At 29.7% G+C, this 16,865-nt stretch carries 18 protein-coding genes; 3 read left to right on the top strand and 15 right to left on the bottom strand.

Going from position 1 to position 16,865, the window contains the following annotated elements; translation table 11 throughout:
* Positions 1–8: 8 nt before the first annotated feature.
* The 3 genes from AB8B22_RS01025 to AB8B22_RS01015 are packed head-to-tail and all read right to left on the bottom strand — an operon-like array spanning position 9 to position 2,188.
* Positions 9–845 carry an energy-coupling factor ABC transporter ATP-binding protein gene (locus tag AB8B22_RS01025; RefSeq protein ID WP_094079343.1) on the bottom strand — a complete coding sequence of 279 codons (837 nt, stop codon included), beginning with the start codon at positions 843–845 and terminating at the stop codon, positions 9–11.
* Positions 830–1,582, bottom strand: coding sequence for an energy-coupling factor transporter transmembrane component T (locus AB8B22_RS01020; RefSeq protein ID WP_369711246.1), 753 nt, complete (start codon positions 1,580–1,582; stop codon positions 830–832). The genes AB8B22_RS01025 and AB8B22_RS01020 overlap by 16 nt, the downstream gene beginning before the upstream one ends.
* Before the next feature lie 6 nt (positions 1,583–1,588).
* A complete protein-coding gene (locus AB8B22_RS01015) occupies positions 1,589–2,188 on the bottom strand; it encodes an ECF transporter S component (protein WP_369711245.1) in 600 nt (199 codons plus the stop codon).
* A 650-nt stretch (positions 2,189–2,838) separates the two neighbouring features.
* On the opposite strand from AB8B22_RS01015, the gene AB8B22_RS01010 reads away from it, so the two are divergent.
* A complete protein-coding gene (locus tag AB8B22_RS01010; protein ID WP_369711244.1) occupies positions 2,839–3,339 on the top strand; it encodes a hypothetical protein in 501 nt (166 codons plus the stop codon).
* A 98-nt stretch (positions 3,340–3,437) separates the two neighbouring features.
* On the opposite strand, the gene AB8B22_RS01005 is transcribed toward AB8B22_RS01010, so the two are convergent.
* From AB8B22_RS01005 to AB8B22_RS00970, 8 genes are all read right to left on the bottom strand, one after another.
* The gene (locus AB8B22_RS01005) at positions 3,438–4,418 is read right to left on the bottom strand and encodes an SPFH domain-containing protein (RefSeq protein ID WP_369711243.1); all 981 of its coding nucleotides are present in this window, start codon (positions 4,416–4,418) and stop codon (positions 3,438–3,440) included.
* 119 nt (positions 4,419–4,537) lie between these two features.
* Positions 4,538–5,233: a PspA/IM30 family protein gene (locus tag AB8B22_RS01000; RefSeq protein ID WP_369711242.1), complete on the bottom strand. Its 696-nt coding sequence runs from the start codon at positions 5,231–5,233 to the stop codon at positions 4,538–4,540.
* A gap of 39 nt (positions 5,234–5,272) precedes the next feature.
* A complete protein-coding gene (locus AB8B22_RS00995) occupies positions 5,273–6,325 on the bottom strand; it encodes a hypothetical protein (RefSeq protein ID WP_094079349.1) in 1,053 nt (350 codons plus the stop codon).
* Positions 6,326–6,431: 106 nt separating this feature from the next.
* A complete protein-coding gene (locus AB8B22_RS00990) occupies positions 6,432–6,863 on the bottom strand; it encodes a hypothetical protein (protein ID WP_369711241.1) in 432 nt (143 codons plus the stop codon).
* Positions 6,864–7,060: 197 nt separating this feature from the next.
* Complete coding sequence (locus tag AB8B22_RS00985) at positions 7,061–7,675, bottom strand: MliC family protein (protein WP_369711240.1); 615 nt, start codon at positions 7,673–7,675, stop codon at positions 7,061–7,063.
* Between the two features lie 215 nt (positions 7,676–7,890).
* Positions 7,891–9,309, bottom strand: a complete 1,419-nt coding sequence (locus AB8B22_RS00980; protein ID WP_369711239.1) for an NADP-dependent glyceraldehyde-3-phosphate dehydrogenase — start codon at positions 9,307–9,309, stop codon at positions 7,891–7,893.
* Positions 9,310–9,602: 293 nt separating this feature from the next.
* Positions 9,603–12,107 carry a DegV family protein gene (locus AB8B22_RS00975; RefSeq protein ID WP_369711238.1) on the bottom strand — a complete coding sequence of 835 codons (2,505 nt, stop codon included), beginning with the start codon at positions 12,105–12,107 and terminating at the stop codon, positions 9,603–9,605.
* Positions 12,108–12,141: 34 nt separating this feature from the next.
* Entirely contained in the window at positions 12,142–12,639 is a 498-nt protein-coding gene (locus tag AB8B22_RS00970) for a KdsC family phosphatase (RefSeq protein WP_094079354.1), read from the bottom strand.
* Positions 12,640–12,823: 184 nt separating this feature from the next.
* On the opposite strand from AB8B22_RS00970, the gene AB8B22_RS00965 reads away from it, so the two are divergent.
* The gene (locus tag AB8B22_RS00965; protein ID WP_094079355.1) at positions 12,824–13,195 is read left to right on the top strand and encodes an ArsR/SmtB family transcription factor; all 372 of its coding nucleotides are present in this window, start codon (positions 12,824–12,826) and stop codon (positions 13,193–13,195) included.
* Positions 13,196–13,266: 71 nt separating this feature from the next.
* Positions 13,267–13,782 carry a thiol peroxidase gene (tpx, locus tag AB8B22_RS00960; RefSeq protein ID WP_369711237.1) on the top strand — a complete coding sequence of 172 codons (516 nt, stop codon included), beginning with the start codon at positions 13,267–13,269 and terminating at the stop codon, positions 13,780–13,782.
* Positions 13,783–13,916: 134 nt separating this feature from the next.
* Here the strand turns inward: tpx and AB8B22_RS00955 are convergent, their stop codons facing one another.
* The 4 genes from AB8B22_RS00955 to AB8B22_RS00940 form a co-directional block, all read right to left on the bottom strand.
* The gene (locus AB8B22_RS00955) at positions 13,917–14,312 is read right to left on the bottom strand and encodes an adhesion protein FadA (protein WP_094079357.1); all 396 of its coding nucleotides are present in this window, start codon (positions 14,310–14,312) and stop codon (positions 13,917–13,919) included.
* A 2-nt stretch (positions 14,313–14,314) separates the two neighbouring features.
* A complete protein-coding gene (locus tag AB8B22_RS00950; RefSeq protein WP_094079358.1) occupies positions 14,315–14,749 on the bottom strand; it encodes an adhesion protein FadA in 435 nt (144 codons plus the stop codon).
* 252 nt (positions 14,750–15,001) lie between these two features.
* Positions 15,002–16,312 carry a phosphopyruvate hydratase gene (gene eno / locus AB8B22_RS00945; RefSeq protein ID WP_211615675.1) on the bottom strand — a complete coding sequence of 437 codons (1,311 nt, stop codon included), beginning with the start codon at positions 16,310–16,312 and terminating at the stop codon, positions 15,002–15,004.
* 175 nt (positions 16,313–16,487) lie between these two features.
* Positions 16,488–16,748, bottom strand: a complete 261-nt coding sequence (locus tag AB8B22_RS00940; protein ID WP_094079360.1) for an HPr family phosphocarrier protein — start codon at positions 16,746–16,748, stop codon at positions 16,488–16,490.
* Positions 16,749–16,865: the final 117 nt, after the last annotated feature.

Raw genomic sequence — 16,865 nt, 5'->3', positions numbered from 1 at the left:
TTGTTACTTTATTTTTTCAATAATTCCACTGTCTTTCCCTTGGTTATCGGAATTTCTTCAAACTTAGCTTTTCCCACTTTTATAAGTTCGTAAGCAAGTTTTGAATATTGTGGCATTCCTATTCCCTTTTCTTCAAGAAGTCTATTATTTAAAATTTCTTTTTTATCCCCGCTTAAAATTATTTTTCCTTCATCCAAAACTACAATTTTTTCAGCATATTCTGCAATCAATTCCAATTTATGCTCCACTAAAATTATCGTTTTTCCTTTTTTAGCCATAATATTTATTATTTTGAAAATATCTTGCGTTCCTTTTGGATCAAGCTGTGAAGTTGGTTCATCAATTACTAATATTTCAGGGTCCATCACGATTATTGAAGCTAATGCAACACGCTGTTTTTGACCTCCAGACATCTCTTGCGGATTTTTATCCTTCAAATGCTCTATTTCAAGTAATTTCAATGTTTCATTTACTCTTTTTATTATTTTTTCCTTTTCAACTGCAAGATTCTCCAAACCATAAGCAATTTCTTCAAAAACTGTATCTTTTACTCCGCTAATTTGTGTAAATGGATTTTGAAACACAAAACCAACTTTTGTCACAAGTTCTTTTGGATTAAAATCTTTCAAATTTTTCCCATCAATTACAATTTTTCCAGTCACTTCTCCCTTGTAAAAATCTGGCACAAATCTTCTAAGAGCGTTACAAAATGTTGTTTTTCCGCTTCCATTTTTTCCAACAATCGCCCAAAACTCGCCTGTTTCGATTTTTAAATTCAAATTTTCTAAAACATTCTTATCTTCCAACGGATATTTATAACTAAAATTTTTTATTTCAATACCCATAAAATCCTCCAAGCAATGCATAAAATTAAAAAAATCACAAGTATCATTTTTATAATTTTGTCATTTTTTGTCTCTTCTAATTCATCCAATATCGTTCTTTTTTCTCCTATTGAAAAACCTCTTGCTTCTAGCGTAATCGCTCTTTCTTCTGTATTTACAATCGAACCTAGCACAAGCGGAATAAATACAGGTAAAAGCGCTTTAAATCTAACGAAAACATTTCCTTCAGTTTCCACACCTCTTGAACGCTGTGAATCCATAATAACATCTGACTGTTTTTTCATTTCAGGAATCATTTGAAGCGATAAGAGAAGTATAAATGCAGCTTTTGAATTAAGTCCTTTTTTTTCTAGAGCTACTGTAAATTCTTTAGCTTTTGATACTATTGTCAGCATCGTTACAGTAGAAACTAAAGCTGAAATTTTAGAAGTTAGCTTTGCCGCTGTTATTATTCCAGCCTTATATACTGTAATAAAACCAAATTTTGCCATAATCTCATTAGAAGGTATCATAAGTCCCTGTACAGCAAATATAATTAAAGTTAAAAAAAACAAGCTAAAAAATACTCTTTTTAGATAAATTCCTAATTTTCCATAAAAATAGACAATAATTCCACAAATTAATATCAATAAATATCCATAAATATAATTTGGCAAAATAAATGCTGAAATTAATAAAGATACTGCCAAATAAAATTTTGTAAGAGGATATAAATTTTTCAAAAAATTTTTAATCATAATTTTTTATTCTCCATTTTTTTTGTAAATATAATTTCCACCATACTTAAATTTTATTAAATATCTATCTGACATACTTTTTATAATTAACATAGAAATTATTGTAGTTACAATTTTATCAGTAGCTTCTGTCAACATAGTAGCTATCCCAACTGCCTGTCCTAAACTAAATCCTAAACTTTTGAATAAAACTACTACTGTAGATGAAGCATTTCCTGTAAATCCACCATAAACTTTAATAATTATAGGAATAGATACAAGTATTGATGTTAAAGCTAATGCCAAACTTACTATGATTGTCTTAGTTATTAAATTTTTAGTTTTTATTTTTCCTGCTAATCCTACAACCAGAGCATTACATATTCCTACTGGTATAAAAGCAAAATATTCAGGAGAAAAACTTCCAGTAATAAGACTTGTAATAACCGCTGTTACTATTCCAACCCAAGGCCCTGCAATAAGGCTAATAAATACCGATCCAATCGAATCTAAAAATATTGGAATTTGCAATAATTTAACAATTCCAAAACCCGCAAAATTAATAGCTACCGCCACAGGTATTAACAAACTTGACATTAAAGAAAAATCATTTTTTAAACTTTTCATTTCTTTGCCTCCTTAAAAATTTATTTATATATATTCTAAAACATATTTGCCGATATTTCAACCTTTTTTACAATATTTATTTAAAAAATACGAAATTAAGCGAATAAATTATGAGAATTTGAATTTTTTATAAATATTTTATGAATTATAATAATAACTTTTGAAAATTTTTATGAGTTATGCCAGAACACTCCCGACGCAAGGAATGAGATGAATGACATATTTTTTGGCAACGAAAAAATTTGAAATAGTTAAATACATATGGTATAATAAAACTGGTTTTGAATCGAGCCAACAGGACGCTAATGTTCTTGGTGGAGAGCTTGTCCATTAAAGTCTTAAGGAAATTAGCTAGAGTTTGAATACTAGATATTCAAAAGAAACTAAATAGTACTTAAGAACCTCACAACTTCAGTCGTGAGAGGTTCAGAAAAAGAAAGGGTATTTATGATGGAAAATAACGATGTAGAAATTTTTACTAAAGAAGAAAAAACTCACGAATTTTTAAAAAAAAAAATATTTATAAAAAGTTTTATAATTATAAAGGAATTAAAGCGCTTCGGATTTTTTTAAAACTCTCCAAAGAAAAAGGGGAAAATAGTTATAATTTATATGAAGATTTGAAAAAAGATTTCCCAACTTGGAATTTTATGAAAGTTTTGAGTTACGAAAAGATAAAAAATAGTCCATTTTCGGTAAAAACTTTAGTTTGCTCGGAAAATGTAGATAAAACTTTTTCAGGAAACTTTGTCGAATATTCAAAATATTTGATAAATGAAAACGACAAGCAAAAATTTTTTGAAGCAATTGACTTATGGTATAAATTTGAATACACATTTTTACAAAAAAATTATTTTCATACAGATTTTAATCTAAACAATTTTATGATTGACCCAAAGACTAAAAACATTGTTTTTATTGACTTTGACGACATAAAAAAAGAGCCGCACTTTAAGAAAAAACTACTTTTGACACAGTCAATCCGAAGTTTTGATGCAACTTTAAAAGACATTCTTCTGAGTATGGATAATATGAAAATTTCTGATAAAAAAGAAATTTTAGACAAGTTTAAGAGCGTTGTCAGTCATTACGACATAAAAATGAGACCAAAAGATATTGAGCACGAAAAAAAAGTTTTAAACGAAAAATAAATTTTTTTGATAAAAAAAACTGCACAAAAATCTTAAAAATAAGATAAAAGTGCAGTTTTTTTATTTTTTATTTTAATCAAAAAATTTATTAGAAAATTTTAGAACAATTTTGTTCCACATTCAGGACAAAATTTTGCACCATTCGTTTTTGTGCCACAATTTGGACAAAATTTTGGAACAGTTCCGTTTGAAGTATTTTCTTGTTGTGCATTATTATTTGAATTTTGATTATTTACACCGTTATTATTCATTTGATTGACCATTTGCTGTCCCATCATCATTCCCATTTGCATCTGAGCCATATCTCCTGCGACACCGCTTCCACTTCCATTTGCCATCGAATCAGCCATAGCCATTTGGGTATATCTATTCACATCGCCAACCATACTTTGAGCCGCAGCTTTTTCTTGCATCTTTTTAATTTCTTCTGGATAATTAAAACTTGAAACCGCAAAACCTGTCATTGCAAGTCCAATTTTTCTCATTTCCAAATCTAAGTCCGTCTGAATTCCAGAACCTATTTCAGAAGCGTTTGCCTGAAGATTGAACATATCCTTTCCTTCTCTTACAATCCACTTCATCAAAAGCTGGTCTAACATCGACAAAACTCTCTCTTTCACATCTTCAATCCCAAATTGCTGTTTTATTCCTGCAATTTTCTCAATCAAAACTTGATTGTCGTCAACTTTGCAAGACATTGTCCCAAAAGCTCTTATTGGCATTCCGCCCGGAAGACCTGCTGCTGGAATACTTATCGCATTTTTAGTTCCCCATTTTATCGTAACTTCTTTTGTATTGACAAATATCACTTCTGCCCTAAGTCCTGAATTAAACCCAAATTTAAACCCTTTTAAAGTGGACAAAAACGGTATTATTTCCGATTGAATATCGTATTCACCGTCATTTTCAAAAATCCCTTCAATTTTTCCGTTATGCAGAAAAATCGCATCTTGCCCTGGTTTTAGTATAAGTTTTGAGCCTTTTTTAATTTCGTTGTTTGACCATTTCCAAAAAAGTGTATCTTCGTTATATTCGTACCACTCTATCACATTTGCCAGTTGTTTTCCAAATAGTCCCATTTTTATTTCCTTTCTAAAAAATTCAATTAATTTTTATAAAATTTTTTTATTAAAAATAAAATTTCTTCTTACAAATCAAATAAATAATATTGAAGAATTGATAATACTATTATTCAAAATTATAATCCCAATTCTTTTTTCATTTTTTCCAATTCTTCGTCAATTGCTGAAGATCCTTTATTTTCATCTGAATTTTCATCGTCATATTTTTTCATCAAATCTTCAACTTCATCTTTTTTAGGTGTATTCAATTCCGCTTTAGCATTTGCCTCATCAAGCATTTTATTCGCTTTTTCTTCCATTCTTTCAAATGCCGATTTATTTCCGTTAAGCCCTGACGCTGAAGTCATCGAATTTACTTTTTCTGTTGTCTTTGCAATTTTTAATTTTGTTTTTATTTCTGTTCTTTTTTCTGATAACTTTTGAATATCATCCGCCAATTTATCGTGCATTTCCCTCATTTTTGCAGAATTTGCCACCGCTATTTCGCAATCTTTTTCAAGCGTCTGGAGTTTCGTAGTCAAAGTTTCCTTTTTTTGTAAAAATAATCTTGCATCACTTTCATTCCCAGATTTTAGCGCCTTTTTAGCATAAGTTTCCATTTTTGAAATTTCTTCTTTACACTCTTCAACTTTTCTTTTAGCTGAACTTTCAACTGCCATAACTGCCGCTGTTTCAGCCTTTACACTCGACAGATCTCGCTCCATATTTCTCAAATATTGGTCAATCATTTTTTCTGGATCTTCCATTTTATCCAGCATCGAATTTACATTTGCTGCCATTATATCTTTAAATCTTGTTAAAATATTTGCCATTTTGATTCCCTCCATTTTTTATTTTTTATTTTTTATTTTCTAATTTTTCAAAAGATTGTAGATTATTATTGCGATAATAATTCCTGCCAAAATAGCTAATGCTATTTTTATGACTGATTTTGGATATTCACCAGTTATTGCTCCATTTTCGCCATTAATTACAACTTGATATACTTTTTTATCGTATAAATACGATGTTGAATACACAGGCAACATCAAAAGTCTGTAATATTCGTTGTACCAGCTCACATTCATTCTTATGCCCCTGACATGATCATAATTTCTCAAAACATCACTGCTTACCAAACTCTCCAAAGTATTTCTCATCACATTTTTTGCCTGTTCATATCCATCTCGCATCGGAACTTTAAAAACTTCAGAACTAAATCCTGCCAAATATCCTGAATTAAATTTTATTGTGCTTTCCACGCTAAATTCAGGTAATTTATTTAATAACTTTCTCTGTAGACTTCTAGTTCCTGGCACAACAACATCAATAAACTCATTTTGTATATTTCCACTGACTGGATACCAATCTGTTATTGTCCTTGTGTAAGTTTTTCCATCTTCCTCATACTCTTCCGTCCTGTCAATTCCACCTTCTGCAAAATAATCACAGTCTGCATCGTTGTCAAAAGACCAGTAAGGTAGATAAATTCCCATAATTTTCCCAGTTTGATAAAGATTTTTTAATGCATTTGGTGCAAACCATCTCTTTTTTATCCAATTTGAAAAAATCATTTTAACTTCTTTTTGCTCTATCAAAAAAGGCCGTAATCCGTCTGGCTCCAAAATTGACATTATCTTTTCACTGACAACAATATTAGAACCGCAGTAAGGACAATTTGCCGAAGATTTTTCCGAACTTAATTCTATCGTCGCACCACAAGATTCACATTGTATAACCGTTGTCTTTTCTTCAGGAATTTTTTTCAAATTATATTCATATTGGCTTAAAACATGTCTTACTAATGATATTTTCTTTGGCAATTCTATTTCATTTCCACAATTTTCACATTTTAAATTTTGTGATTTTGGGTCATATTTCATCATCCCACCACAATTTTTACAAGTGAAATTTTCATTTTTCATAATTTCTCCATTCCTTTTTCTAAAAATTCCTAAAATATCAAAAAATATAAAATTTTATAAACTTCTCATTTTAATTATACCACGAATCTTTTAAGAATACATATTTTTATCTTTTGCTTTTTAATATTTCCTGACAAATTGCTCTATTTCCATTTTTCGTTAAAATAACTTTTTCTTTTGAAATTTCAATAGAAATTACTCCATTAGAAAAATATTCTCCAAATGCATTATCTTTTTTATCTAGCTGAAAACTTTGATTTTTTGTAACATCTGTAATTCTTGTTACTTTAGGTGTCAAATAATCTAACTCATACATTTTTTTGTCACATTTAAAAGTTCTTGTATAAATAAGTTTTCTTTTTTCTTTGATTACTTGATTTTTTCTAGCTATATTTTTCTCTTTGTCAACAGTTTTTTTGGTTTCTTGTTTTATTTCTTCAATTTTTTTATTTGCATTAACATTTTTTACTCCTAAAATTCCTTCAAATAAAATTGCCAGTCCTAAAAATAGAATTATTTTTCTCTTTTGAATTTTCATATATAATCTCCTACTTTCTTTTTATCTAAGTATATTTTAATATATTTTCTAAAAAAAGTACAGAAACTAATTTTTTTTATAAACTGACAAAATCAAACTGACAAGTAGAAATAAACTAAAAAACTGTTTCAAAAAAGTTTTAAACAATTCCAAAACAGTTTTATAAAAATAAAATTACAAAAAAATTTTTAATTTAATTAATTTTGCCCAAAAGAATAATCTACTCCTGATATTGTAAATATTCCTTCATCTCCTTTTACGTGAAGACTTACTCCATCTGCATCTTCAAAATACATTCCGCTTGCGCTTTTTGCCCTTTTTAAATTGTGAACATCTCCATTAAAATCAGTTACTTTTGCCGTATCATTTCCATATTCAACTTTAATATTTCTATTTTTTAAAGTTTCATCATTCAATTTATAAGTTACAACTTGTTTTTCAGATGTTGATTTTTTACCAGCGACTTCGCAGCTTTTATCGACTCCTCCAACCGTAAATATTCCTTCATCTCCTTTTACGTGAAGGCTCACTCCTTTTCCGTCTTCAAAATATTCTCCACTTGCACTAACTGCTCTTTTCAAATTATAAACTTTTTTTCCAACCTTTACTTTTGCTGTATCATTGTCAAAAAAATCAACTTTTAAAGTATTGTCTCCACAAGTATAGTCATTTGATTCAACTAATTTAGCAGCTTTAGTTGTTTTTGCAATATTTTTTACAGTTTTAGTATTTTTTACAGCTGCGTAATTTACTGAAAAACTTCCTAAAATCATTGCTAATGCAGCTACTGTAATCATTTTTTTTGTTTTCATTTTAATCCCTTCTTTCTAAAACTTAATTCATTTTATTTAATTTTTAAGTCTAAATAAATATACATCATATTCCTTTGAATACTAAATATATTTTCTTATTTTTATATTAGTTTTATTTCAAATTTAAAAAAATTATTTTTTTAAAATTTTTTCAAAAAAAACTGCTTCGAGAAAACTTTAAACTTTCCCAAAACAGTTTTATATGTTTTTTTTAATTAATAATCAAAAACAATTGATTTTATTTTTGTCATACTTTCAATGCTGTATTTAATCCCTTGCACTCCAACTCCAGAACCTTTAATTCCTAAAAATGGGAAATTGTCTGGTCCTCTTTGAGTTTTGTTATTTATATGAACTGTCCCAACTTCAAGTCTTGAAGCTATGTCAAATGCTTTCTGATAATCTTTTGTGAATACTGAAGATTGCAATCCATATTCAGATTCGTTACATATTTTAACAGCCTCATCTAAGTCTTTTACTCTTATTATCGGTAAAACTGGACCAAATGGTTCTTCCCAAGCGATTTGCATATCAAGTGTCACATTATCAAAAACAACTGGCCACAACAAGTTTTCTTCCATTTTTACTGGATTTAACGGAATTGCACCTTTAGCCAAAGCATCTTCCATAAGCCCTTCGATAAAATCTGCAGCTTTTAAATCAATTAAAGGAGTTATGTCCGCATTGTCAAATGGATTTCCAACTGTAAGTTTACTTACATTTTCTTTGATTAATCTAGCTAACTCGTCCGCTACTTCTTCGACAACAAGCACCCTTTTAATAGCGGTACATCTCTGTCCAGAATAGCTAAACGCTCCACTTACAATATCCTTTGCAGCTTTTTCTAAATTGGCATCTTCAGCAACAATAGCTCCATCTTTTCCACCCAATTCAAGTAAGATAGGCTTCATTCCAGCTAATTCCCCAATTCTTTTACCAGTTTTAGTACTTCCGGTAAAATTAATAAAATCTACCTCTTTGTGTTCAATTAAATAATCTCCAATTTCAGAACCTTTACCTGTCACTGTATTTAATACTCCTGCAGGAATTCCAGCTTCTTTAAACGCTTTCGCTAGCATAAGTCCACTTATTGCTCCTTGTGTTGGTGGTTTAAACAATACAACATTTCCACCGATTAATGCTGGCGCTATTTTTGAAGCTGATAAATTTACTGGATAATTAAACGGTGCAATTGCAAGTACAAGTCCTACAGGTTCTCTTCTTACCATCGCAACTTTTCTGTTGCTAGCCGCTTCAAAACTTCCACCTTCCACTATTTCTCCGACTGTTCTAAGTCCTTCTTCAGCTGAATATCTAATCAAATCAGCTGTTCTCACAACTTCTCCAACTGCTGACTTATACCCTTTTGCAACTTCTTTTGTTAAAATTTCGCCAATTATTTCTTTATCTCTTTCCAAAATGTCCGCCGCTTTGTACAAATATCTTGCTCTTTCCACAGCTGACAAATTTCTCCAACTTTCTAGCGCTTTTTTTCCAGTTTCCATTGCAATATCCACTTCCTCTTTGGACATTGATGGGATTGTCCCGATTTCCTCATTATTTATTGGGGAATAAACAGTAATTTCTTTTGCTGAATGCACCCATTCCCCATTTACTAAATTTTGATATTTCATAAAAACCTCCTTATTTGTTTTTTATGTATTTTGTAAGCTCTCAAAATCTAATTGAAGTTATATAATTTTTTATTTTCATACAAATTTTTACATTTTGTTTACCAAAAAAATCATTTTTTGCTTCAAAATTTTTCACTTTGAAAATTTTTAATTTTTTCACTTATTCGCTTGTGAAATCTAAACTTACTAAAAATTTTCAATAAAATTTAGATAACATCATTATAGCACATTTATTTTTAAATTAATATATTTTTTTAAAAAAATATTTTGATTACAAAAATATTTATCTTATTCTAACTAAGTCTAGGGAAAACGAAAAGACCATAAACAGGTCCCGCATGCGCTCCAATAACCGCACCAATTTCCCTATTTAAAATAAGTGTACTTATTTTAGGATTGCTTTTAATTTCTGAATAAACTTTCATTACACTGTCCAGTTCAGTTTGAGTTCCACCCCAACCACTCATAACTATTATGCTTTGTTTTTTACTTTCTCTCTCAATATATTTTTCAATATATTTTTGTGCGTTTCTTTCACCTAGAACTTTTTTCTCAACAGCAATTTCTCCTTGATTAATTGTCAAAATCGGTTTCATGTTAAGCGCTCCAGCTATTGTAGAACTTGCTTTTCCAATTCTTCCTCCTCTTTCTAAATATCTTAAGTCAGGAATTATCATAAGCAATTTCCCTTTATTTTTAAAATTATTCACCCAATTTACAACTGTTATAAAACTTTCACCTCTTATAGCTTTTCCTGCGGCTCCTAGTACTAAAAATCCTTCTAGTAATGAAACTCCCATACTGTCTATTAGTTCGATGTCGTTTTCTCTATTTGTAAGGCTTCTACCAACTTTTGCCGCCTGTATTGTTCCACTCAATTTTGAAGAAGCATGGATTGAAATTATTTTTTTGTACCCTTTTTCAAAAAGTCTATTGTAAGCGTTTAAAAACTCTTGCGGTGATGGCTGTGAAGTTTTTATATTTGCATTTTTTCCCATCATTTCATGCCAAAACTCTGATGTTGTTATTTCAACCCCATCTTTTAAAAGTTCTCCGTTGATATCAATTTTTAGTGGAACAATTTTTATTGGCAGTTCTTCTATATCTTCTTTTGTCAAATCTGAAATCGAATCTGTCAAAATCGCTATCTCAGGCATTTTTGGATCTTTATTTTCCAAATAGATATAATAATAGTAATTATTTTGATTTCCCTCGATAATTTTAGTTTTTATATTTGCCAATTTAGAGTCAATTCTTTTTTTAGAAGCTTCATCTCTTTGACTTCCGACTACAACTGTCGCTGTAATTGTGTTTTCAGCTATTAATTCATCAAATATCTGATTTACAAGTTCATCCAAAGTTTTTTTAGAATATTTTATTTTCCCGTTTACAAGTCCAATAAAATCATCTTTTTCAATTGTCAAGCTCTCAATTTTCGTATCTCTTATAGCTTTTGTGATTTCAATCGAATAGTTTCTTTTAACGGCCTTTCTTATTTCTTCAACTCCGTCTTCTTTATTTTTCAAGTAATAATACCCTTCCAGCATTGTTTTTGTTTCTTGCACGATAACTGTTTTTTTGGATTTCTCAGCCGCTAATTTTGCCGTTGTAATGACATTTTTATTATTTGGCAAAATATAAATATTTCGTTTTTTAACTTTTTCAATCGCATTTAGTATCTCTTGAACACTCGGATTTTTACTTTGTCCACCAAGTATTACAACGTCGGCTCCCAATTTCAAAAATTCTTCTTTCAAGTTTTCAGTATCTGCCAAAATTACAAAAGCATTTTTTGTTTTATCAACTTTTGAATTTTCAAATATTTTGGCTTCATCTTTTTCGCTAAAAATTTGTAAATTATCATGCTGCAATCTCATATTTTCAACTTTCATTTTTTCAAGTGGACCATATTCCAACGCTATTTCAAAAGCTTTTCCTGGATGATTTGTGTGAATGTGTGTTTTAAACTTTTTGGAAGTTTGAGCGAATACCGCTGAATCTCCCAATTCTAACACTCTTCTTTTGTATTCTTCCGTATCAAAATTTCCATTTAAAATTATAAATTCTGTACAATATTGAAAACGTATGCTTTCAGGGTCGTGGTCAATATTTGCTATCGTTTTATCAAATTCAGTTTCTTTAACTTGCGACTTTTGCAGCTCAACCAGCAGATTTAATTCAGTCGTAACTTTGTAAAATCCTTCAAATAAAAAGAAAAGTCCTTTTCCACCAGCGTCCACCACTCCCGCTTCCTTCAATTTTGGCAATAGCTCTGGAGTTTCTTCAACAGTTTTTTTCCCAGTTTCAACTATTTCTTTCAAAAATTCAACTAAATCTTCCATTTTTTCCGAACATTCCACAGCTTTTTCAGATATTTTTCTTATAACCGTAAGAATTGTTCCTTCTATAGGCTCCCCAACTGCATTATAAGCTGTCTTTTTGGCATTTACCAGCGCACTTGCGACATCTTTTGGAAGTAATTTTTTCTTTTCTCCAATTCCACGAAGAAATCCTGTTATCACTTGTGACAAAATTGTTCCAGAATTTCCTCTAGCCCCCATAAGCACCGCTTCTTCAACCGTGTCAATAAATTCTTTCATAGTTATCTTTTCACTTGTCTTTTGCTCTAAATCGGTTATCATAGAATTTAGAGTCATCGCCATATTACTTCCTGTATCTCCGTCTGGAACTGGGTAAACATTTAACTCATTTAACAGCTCTTCGTGTTTTATCACCCATTTTCCTCCGCCAATAAATAGCATTTTCAGTCTTTTGGCGTCTAAATATTTAATTGCCATCTTTCCCTCCTAAAATAATTTTTTTATTTTTGTTTTAAATTAAGCATACTTCTAAAAATTTTTCATATAAATTTTCTTTTTTCAAAATGACTTCAACGAATTCTCTCACAGCTCCATTGCCACCTTTTTTTGCAGAAACAAAATCAACTATTTCTAAAACTTCATTTACAGCATCTGCCGGTGCCCCAGAAAAACCAACTTTTTTTATTATGTTTATATCATTCAAATCATCGCCCATATATGCAATTTCTTCACTTTTTAACCCAGTTTTGTCCATTACTTTTTTTAGTACATCTTCCTTTTTATCAACTTCAAGAAATAAATGTTTCATTTTTAGCTTTTTCGCACGATATTCCAGAAGTTTTCCGTTTCCACCAGTAACTATACCAAAATCAATTCCTATTTTCCTGGCGTTAACAATGATATAACCGTCTTTTACATTAAATTTTTTTGTCACATTTCCATCATTTCCGTGATAAACTCCGCCATCTGTAAGCGTTCCATCAACATCTAACAAAACTAATTTTATCATATTTTTTTACCCCATTATTTTTTGATAATATTATTAACATTAATTATTATACCACAATAACATTGATTTATACAATAATTTTTCAATATTCTGACAAACTAACATAATGAAAAAATATTTTTTGTTGAAAATATTAAAAAAACTGTATATAATAATAATTATGAAAACTTGGCAAGGAGCGAATATGAAAAAAACAAAAGAAGAACTTCCTATTTGTGAATCAAAAGCTATTCACAATGAAACTATACAAAAAGTAAAAAAAAGTTTTCCAAAAGAAGAAATAATAACTGATACTGCAGACTTTTTCAAAGTTTTGGGCGATGCTACAAGAATGAAAATATTGAGTGCACTATTTCGAGAAGAAATGTGCGTCTGTGACATCGCAAACTTACTCGCTATGACACAATCAGCGATTTCACATCAACTGAGAGTCCTAAAACAGACAAGACTTGTAAAATATAGAAAAGAAGGAAAAGTTGTCTATTATTCGCTGGAAGACGAACATGTAAAACATATCGTTGAAGAAGCGATTTCACATATTTCAGAAAAAAAATAATCTTGAAATCATTTTAAATATGTGCTAATATAAATTAATGAAAATATGAAAGGAGAGAAGGGAATAGAAAAATGAAAGAATATAAAAATAAAGTTACATTTTTTAAAAATCCAGTTACATTGGTTGGAAATGAAGTAAAAGTAGGAGATAGTGCAGTTGACTTTACTGTTTTAGCTCCAGATTTAAAAGAAGTAAAATTGAGCGACTACCGTGGAAAAGTTGTTGTAATCGCAGTATTTCCATCAGTTGACACAGGAGTTTGTGCATTACAGCTGACAAGATTTAATAAAGAAGCTGCTAGTTTTAGTGACGATGTGCAACTGCTTTCAATCTCGGTTGACTTGCCTTTCGCACTTGGAAGATATTGTGCTGACAAAGGTATTAAAAATGCTCTAACTACTTCAGACCACAGGGAATTAGACTTTGGTCATAAATATGGATTCGCAATAAAAGAATTACGATTACTTGCAAGAGGTACTGTTATCATCGACAAAAACGGTATCATAAAATATGTTGAATATGTTCCTGAAATCAGCGAACATCCAAACTATGAAAAAGCACTTGAATTAATAAAAGAATTAGTTTAAAAAATTAAAAAAAATACCTTCTTTTTGTAATAATAAATTGAACAGTTATTACAATAGAAGGTATTTTTTTATAATATTAAAAATTTTTACACATCCAATAAAAAAATGTCTCCCTTTTGGGAAACATTTTAAAATTATCTTAATGATTTTAATAATTCAAAATTATCAATAATTTTTTGTTGATTTTCTATTTCTTTAGCTATTTGATTGCTCAAAGCTTTATATTCTGAAGCTTTTGTTTTGAATTCTTTTCCAAAAATACTTGTTTGTGCTGATGATTCAATTGTAGAAATTCTTTCATCAATTGTTGCTTGTATTTTTGAATATTCGTCTATTTTTTGTTGAGCTGCTGCTGCTTTTGCTTCTTCTTGAGCAAATTTTTGGTCTTCCATTTTTTGCAAATCAGTTAATTGTTTTTCTAAGTTATTTAAACTGTTTTCAATTGAACTTGTACCTTTTTTATCAGTAGCACCAAATGACATACTACTTATTGCCAATACTCCCAATAAAATTGCTAATTTTTTTTTCATTCTTATTCTTCTCCTTTCAATTGTTCTAACGCTTGATAATTTTCAACTACATTTGACAATTTTTTAATTTCAGAATCCAAAGCTTTAACAACATTTTTATATTCTTTTACGATTCCAGCATATTTTGCTTTGAATACTTTAGAATTTTCTGCACTTTCAATTTTTGAGATTTTTTCTTCGATTTGAGATTTTAATGCTTGTTTTTCTTCAAGTTGTTTAGCTGCGTTTTCTGCATTAGCTTTAATTTTTCCAAATTCTTGGTTTTCCATATCTACTAATCTCGCATATTCAGCTTCTAATTGATTAAATCTACCAACTAATGTCTGTGCTTGTGCTTTTGTTGCTACTTTTTTCCCAGGTTTTGTTTTTGCAGTTTGTGTATTAGCAGAAAATGACATCATACTTAAAACTACAAACAAAATTCCAACTTTTTTCATTTTTGCCTCCTAAAAAATTTATCTTTATTTTCTATTATTATATATTATTTCTCAATTAATGTCAATTTTTATTTAAAAAAAATAATTTAACTAAGTTTTGAACTCCTCTTTCTCTTTTTTTCAAAGAAAAATTTTTGAAAATACTTACTTTTTTTAAGTCAATATTTTGTCAAAACCTTCGAGTAGTCCCAAACTTAGTTTGTAAGAAATTATATTAATTAACTTTTTTCATTTTTTCAATTTTTATAACAACTATTTTAATCTAATGTTATAAAATGCTTTTTTACCTTCGTAAATAGCTTCATCAGCTAAATCATCTTCAATTCTCAATAATTGGTTATATTTAGCCATTCTATCTGTTCTCGAAGCAGATCCAGTCTTAATTTGTCCTGCATTTGTAGCAACTGCAATATCAGCAATTGTATCATCTTCAGTTTCTCCTGATCTGTGAGATACTACTGCAGTATATCCTGCTTTTTTAGCCATTTCGATAGCGTCTAATGTTTCAGTTAAAGTACCAATTTGGTTTACTTTAATTAAGATTGAGTTTGCGATTCCTCTTTCAATTCCTTCAGCTAATCTCTTAGTGTTAGTAACGAATAAATCGTCTCCTACTAATTGTACTTTATCTCCAATAGCGTCAGTTAATTTTTTAAATCCATCCCAGTCATCTTCAGCTAATCCATCTTCAATTGATACGATTGGATATTTAGAAGTTAAATGTTTGTACCATTCGATCATTTCATCAGAGTTTCTTACAACTCCACCTTCTCTTTTGAATGTATAAGTGTAAGATCCGTCAGCGTTTTGAGTAGCAAATTCAGATGAAGCAGCATCCATTGCGAATGTAACATCTTCTCCTAATTTGTATCCAGCAGCTTCAACAGCTTGAGAAATTACATCTAAAGCTCCTTCAGTACCGTTAATGTTAGATGGTGCATATCCACCTTCGTTTCCTACGTTAGTAGAATCTCCATTTGCTTTTAAGATTTTTCCTAAGTGGTGGAAAATTTCAGATCCCATTCTTAAAGCTTCTTTGTAAGTTTTAGCTCCTACTGGTTGTACCATAAATTCTTGAACGTCAACAGCCGAATCTGCGTGAGATCCACCATTTAAGATGTTCATCATAGGTACTGGTAATTCTTTAGCATTTACTCCACCTAAGTATCTGTATAAAGGTATACCCAATTGGTTAGCTGCCGCTTTAGCTACTGCTAATGAAACACCTAAAATAGCATTTGCTCCCAATTTCCCTTTATTTGGAGTTCCATCTAATTCGATCATAGCTTTATCAATTGCAACTTGATCTAATGCATCGAATCCGATTAAGTGTTCAGCAATAATTTTGTTTACGTTTTCTACTGCTTTTAAAACACCTTGTCCTAAATATCTAGACTTGTCTCCATCTCTTAATTCAACTGCTTCATGTACTCCAGTAGATGCTCCTGATGGTACAGATGCTCTTCCCATAGCTCCACCTTCTAAGAATACTTCAACTTCCACAGTTGGGTTTCCTCTTGAATCAAGTATCTCTCTTGCATAGATATCTTCAATTCTAGTCATTTCTAATTACCTCCATATAATTTATTGTTTATTTAACTTTCCAAACCTATTATATCATATTGTTCACTTATTTTCAAAAAAAATTTTTAAATTTTTTTATTTAATATTTTTTAAAAAAAACTACCTTAAAATATATCTTAAGATAGTTTTTAATAATCATGTAAAACATTACCGATTAATCTCTAATAGTTGCTAATAATTCTCCTAAAACTTCAACTGCTTGATCAGCATCAGGACCTTCTGCATAAACAGTAACTTCAGAACCATTTTTAATTCCAATAGATAATAATTTTAATAATGATTTTCCGTTAACTCTTTTTCCATCATTTTCTACTTCAACTGAACTTTCAAATTCTTTTGCTTTTGCAACAAATACTCCACCTGGTCTTGTATGTAGTCCTGTAGGATTTGTCATAGTAACTGTTTTACTTGCCATTTATTTATTCCTCCTAATAATATTATTCTTACTATAATTTTACAACAGTTTTCTTCATTTGTCAAATATATTATTCTCATATTTTTAAATTTTTTAAATAAAAATTTTATTATTAAT

The organism is Leptotrichia rugosa (assembly GCF_041200005.1).
In the GTDB taxonomy this organism is placed as follows: domain Bacteria; phylum Fusobacteriota; class Fusobacteriia; order Fusobacteriales; family Leptotrichiaceae; genus Leptotrichia; species Leptotrichia rugosa.
This window is presented reverse-complemented; position numbering and strand designations above follow the sequence as displayed.

Coding starts and splice junctions, on each gene's coding strand:
- AB8B22_RS01025 (WP_094079343.1), bottom strand. CDS start 845: ATGGGTATTGAAATAAAAAATTTTAGTTATAAATATCCGTTGGAAGAT.
- AB8B22_RS01020 (WP_369711246.1), bottom strand. CDS start 1,582: ATGATTAAAAATTTTTTGAAAAATTTATATCCTCTTACAAAATTTTAT.
- AB8B22_RS00990 (WP_369711241.1), bottom strand. CDS start 6,863: ATGAAAATTCAAAAGAGAAAAATAATTCTATTTTTAGGACTGGCAATT.
- AB8B22_RS00955 (WP_094079357.1), bottom strand. CDS start 14,312: ATGAAAAAAAAATTAGCAATTTTATTGGGAGTATTGGCAATAAGTAGT.
- AB8B22_RS00995 (WP_094079349.1), bottom strand. CDS start 6,325: ATGAAAAATGAAAATTTCACTTGTAAAAATTGTGGTGGGATGATGAAA.
- AB8B22_RS00965 (WP_094079355.1), top strand. CDS start 12,824: ATGAAAAAAACAAAAGAAGAACTTCCTATTTGTGAATCAAAAGCTATT.
- AB8B22_RS01005 (WP_369711243.1), bottom strand. CDS start 4,418: ATGGGACTATTTGGAAAACAACTGGCAAATGTGATAGAGTGGTACGAA.
- AB8B22_RS00970 (WP_094079354.1), bottom strand. CDS start 12,639: ATGATAAAATTAGTTTTGTTAGATGTTGATGGAACGCTTACAGATGGC.
- tpx (WP_369711237.1), top strand. CDS start 13,267: ATGAAAGAATATAAAAATAAAGTTACATTTTTTAAAAATCCAGTTACA.
- AB8B22_RS00940 (WP_094079360.1), bottom strand. CDS start 16,748: ATGGCAAGTAAAACAGTTACTATGACAAATCCTACAGGACTACATACA.
- AB8B22_RS00980 (WP_369711239.1), bottom strand. CDS start 9,309: ATGAAATATCAAAATTTAGTAAATGGGGAATGGGTGCATTCAGCAAAA.
- AB8B22_RS01000 (WP_369711242.1), bottom strand. CDS start 5,233: ATGGCAAATATTTTAACAAGATTTAAAGATATAATGGCAGCAAATGTA.
- AB8B22_RS00985 (WP_369711240.1), bottom strand. CDS start 7,675: ATGAAAACAAAAAAAATGATTACAGTAGCTGCATTAGCAATGATTTTA.
- eno (WP_211615675.1), bottom strand. CDS start 16,312: ATGACTAGAATTGAAGATATCTATGCAAGAGAGATACTTGATTCAAGA.
- AB8B22_RS01015 (WP_369711245.1), bottom strand. CDS start 2,188: ATGAAAAGTTTAAAAAATGATTTTTCTTTAATGTCAAGTTTGTTAATA.
- AB8B22_RS01010 (WP_369711244.1), top strand. CDS start 2,839: ATGAAAGTTTTGAGTTACGAAAAGATAAAAAATAGTCCATTTTCGGTA.
- AB8B22_RS00950 (WP_094079358.1), bottom strand. CDS start 14,749: ATGAAAAAAGTTGGAATTTTGTTTGTAGTTTTAAGTATGATGTCATTT.
- AB8B22_RS00975 (WP_369711238.1), bottom strand. CDS start 12,107: ATGGCAATTAAATATTTAGACGCCAAAAGACTGAAAATGCTATTTATT.